Below are 3,214 nucleotides of genomic sequence, written 5' to 3' on the forward strand. Positions count from 1 at the left end.
ATGAATTTATTGTACGTTACCTACTATCCGAAGAGCGATGCAACAAAGCCATTCCAGTGTCACGCACTGGAACGACACCGTCTTGGATGGAAACCAGTGTTGGCTACTCGGATGACATCATAGGGGCGCTGGGATGACACCATAGGAGGCTACTTGGGTGACAAAAAAGGAGCACTGGGATGACAGCAGTCCTACGTCATACCGCCGCGGTATCTCAGCCGCTAACAAGTAGCGGGATGACGGTTGTCAGGGTGTCATGAAAGTAGCTGACACTGGAATCCAGAAAAAAAGAAATATGTATCAGCTACTTTCATTTGCTGCGCCTCGAAAATAAACGTTCATGTAGCTAAGCCATAAATCCAGTATAAAGACCTTTAATCATTGGCTTCGTAGTACTTCTCAACCAACTTATTAAGTAACCTTACACCAAAACCTACTGCTCCTCTTGGACAAATGTCAGTACCTTTCTCGTGCCAAGCAGTGCCTGCGATATCTAAATGTGCCCAGCAAGTTTCATTCACAAAACGCTGTAAAAACTGTGCAGCCATTATGCTATCTCCACCAGAGCCTGCAGGAGCGATGTTTTGAACATCAGCAATCGGTGAATCAATAATTTTGTCATAAGTTTCATTCATAGGAAAACGCCATAACTTCTCATTTACTTCATTTCCGGCATCAATCAGACGGTTTGCTAATTCATCATTATTTGAAAAAAGACCAGCATATTCGTTATTTCCAAGTGCAACCACTATAGCTCCAGTTAAGGTTGCAAGATCAATCATAAATTGTGGTGAAAATCTCTCTTGCGTATACCACAAAGCATCTGCAAGTATAAGCCTTCCCTCTGCATCAGTGTTTAACACTTCTATCGTCTGCCCAGACATTGAAGTTACTACATCACTTGGCCTTTGAGCATTACCACCCACTGCATTTTCTGCAAGTGCGACCACGCCGATTGCATTTACTTTTGCTTTTCGTCCTGCTAAAGCATGCATCACCCCAACCACAGTAGCAGAGCCTGCCATGTCATATTTCATCGACTCCATACCACGTGAAGGTTTGAGTGATACTCCACCAGTGTCAAACGTTATACCTTTACCAACAAAAGCTATAGGCTTTTGTTCTTTAGAAGCTCCATTCCATTTTATCACTACTAATTTTGGTTCTTTACTACTTCCTTGTGCAACTCCAAGCAAGGCTCCCATTTTTTTCTCTTCCATCTGCTTTTTATCAAGCACCTCGATTTCAAGGCCAAGCTTAGTAAGTTCTTTTTTTATATGATCAGCATAGGATTCTGGATACAGAATGTTAGGAGGCTCTGTTATAAAAGAGCGCGCAAGGAATATACTCTCACCTTCTTGCCTTAAGTGCTCAAATGATCTTTCAGCATTACTTAATTGTTCATCTTTTACTAATACGGTAATCTCCTCTACCTCTGCAATTTTCTCATCCTTTTTAGTTTTATACTTATCAAATTTAAAACTACGCAGAAACGCACCATATGCAACATTTGCTGCACTACCTTCGATTAAAACCGCTGCTTTTTTAATTTTTAATCTGCTTAGCTCACAATATATTTTACCACCAATATTTAATTCTTTATTTTCATTCCATTCATCCTTCTTACCCAGTCCAACAACTATAACATTTTTTTCTTCTGGCAAAGCAGTAGAGAAAAATTCACCAAAACTTCCATTGAAATCGCTAAATTGCTTTATATTATCTATGACCTGTTTTCTTTGCAAAACTCCGCTATCATTTACGGTTTCGTTGTCTTCAAATAAACCCATTACTATTGTTTTAAAATCGGGCGAAATTTTAGAAATTGTTATTTTCATTGCTGGTATCTCCGTTGCAAATAATTGTAAATTGTACATAAAACATAGCAAAAACATCAGTAAGATATTTTTCATACACATCCTAAGTACAATAACACTTAAGTTTACTATGGACCCCCTTACATGCAAGGGTTTTTATCTTTTATTAGAGAACTTATTATATCCGCCCAAGGTAATGTTAAACGTATAGGTTTTTATGACCTGATCACTGTAAGTAAATGGTGTTATGAGAAGGCTTGCAAGCCCATTACTAACAAAATCTCCAAGAACAGGATCAGCACAATTATCGCAATTATGGTCAACAAAAAACATTTGCGTTGTGAATTCCGGAAAATCCGGATGTTGAACTAGAAAGTTGATATGTGGAGCTCTATCACCAGTTTTACCAGGTGCTATCGTAATAAAATTATAATAGCCAAGATTATTCACTACAAACCTTCCTGATCCAGCAAAATTCGGATCATCCTCTATATTCTTATCGTAATGGTTCACGCCGCGTGAATTCGCGTGCCATATAGAAACTACAGCATTTTGTATTGGTAAACAGTTTATATCAGTAATTCTACCCACTATGTGTATTAATTCTCCTGTTGCACTATTTGGAGAACCAGGTTTCCTTCTTAAATTGTTTGAAGAGCTAAAATTTTTTGGCCTTGCATCAAGGTCATATATTTCTGGAGTTTCAATGCAGTTGAGCAAAACAGGATCAGCTGCAAATAGCGGCAAACTGAATACCATTTGTACTAAAAACGCTAATAAGATATTTTTCACATTCATTTCATTTACAATAGACTTCTTGCACAACCATATAACAAACTTTTATTGGAAATAGAAACGAAAAAACTTGCTTGACACCCTTCGCCAGCCCCCTTATCATAAAACTGAAGGTATTCAGTTATCTTCATCTGTGCAGATTAAACAGCAAGAAAACAACGTAGTTGGCGTCTTGTTTTTAATTTTTTGCACTATGTGCACCTTATGTCTTCACAATATTTCTAGGTTTTTACCTGCACAAGCTGAAGCGCGCTATTTAAAACATTAAAAAACGCCAACTTAAAAAATGGATAGTGAATAACTAGCTACCCTAGGGTTTCTTTTGCCTTTTTTTCTGTTTAGTAAATTGTATCCGTTCAGCGGAGTGGTAGAATAAGGTAGACAAAGCAAGATAATAAAGATAATCATAGAGCAAAAGTGAGGTAATGTGGTAAACCTTTTAGAACTTTGCAAAAATTTACAGCAAAAAATAGAAAAACTGAAAGCAGAGATAGAAAACTTAAAAGCAGAAAATAAAGCTTTAAAGATAGAAAACGCTGAATTAAAGGAAAGGCTTGGTTTAAACTCGAAAAATTCATCTCTACCGAGCTCTAAAGAATTGT

Annotated in this window: 2 protein-coding genes and 1 pseudogene; 1 reads left to right on the plus strand and 2 read right to left on the minus strand. The window is 37.3% G+C overall.

The features are described 5' to 3' along the window. Window positions 1-374: 374 nt before the first annotated feature. Together OZD63_RS02910 and OZD63_RS02915 are read right to left on the minus strand one after the other, a co-directional pair. Window positions 375-1,877 carry a leucyl aminopeptidase gene (locus tag OZD63_RS02910; RefSeq protein ID WP_274979924.1) on the minus strand — a complete coding sequence of 501 codons (1,503 nt, stop codon included), beginning with the start codon at window positions 1,875-1,877 and terminating at the stop codon, window positions 375-377. 96 nt (window positions 1,878-1,973) lie between these two features. Next, the gene (locus OZD63_RS02915; RefSeq protein ID WP_274979923.1) at window positions 1,974-2,615 is read right to left on the minus strand and encodes a protocatechuate 3,4-dioxygenase; all 642 of its coding nucleotides are present in this window, start codon (window positions 2,613-2,615) and stop codon (window positions 1,974-1,976) included. A 424-nt stretch (window positions 2,616-3,039) separates the two neighbouring features. Between OZD63_RS02915 and OZD63_RS02920 the strand changes: the two are divergent. Next, window positions 3,040-3,214 (plus strand): annotated as a pseudogene (locus OZD63_RS02920) (IS66 family transposase); the annotation flags it as partial.

Source organism: Wolbachia endosymbiont of Drosophila leontia (assembly GCF_028981785.1).
Taxonomy (GTDB): Bacteria; Pseudomonadota; Alphaproteobacteria; order Rickettsiales; family Anaplasmataceae; genus Wolbachia; species Wolbachia pipientis.

Coding starts and splice junctions, on each gene's coding strand:
- OZD63_RS02910 (WP_274979924.1), bottom strand. CDS start 1,877: ATGTACAATTTACAATTATTTGCAACGGAGATACCAGCAATGAAAATA.
- OZD63_RS02915 (WP_274979923.1), bottom strand. CDS start 2,615: ATGAATGTGAAAAATATCTTATTAGCGTTTTTAGTACAAATGGTATTC.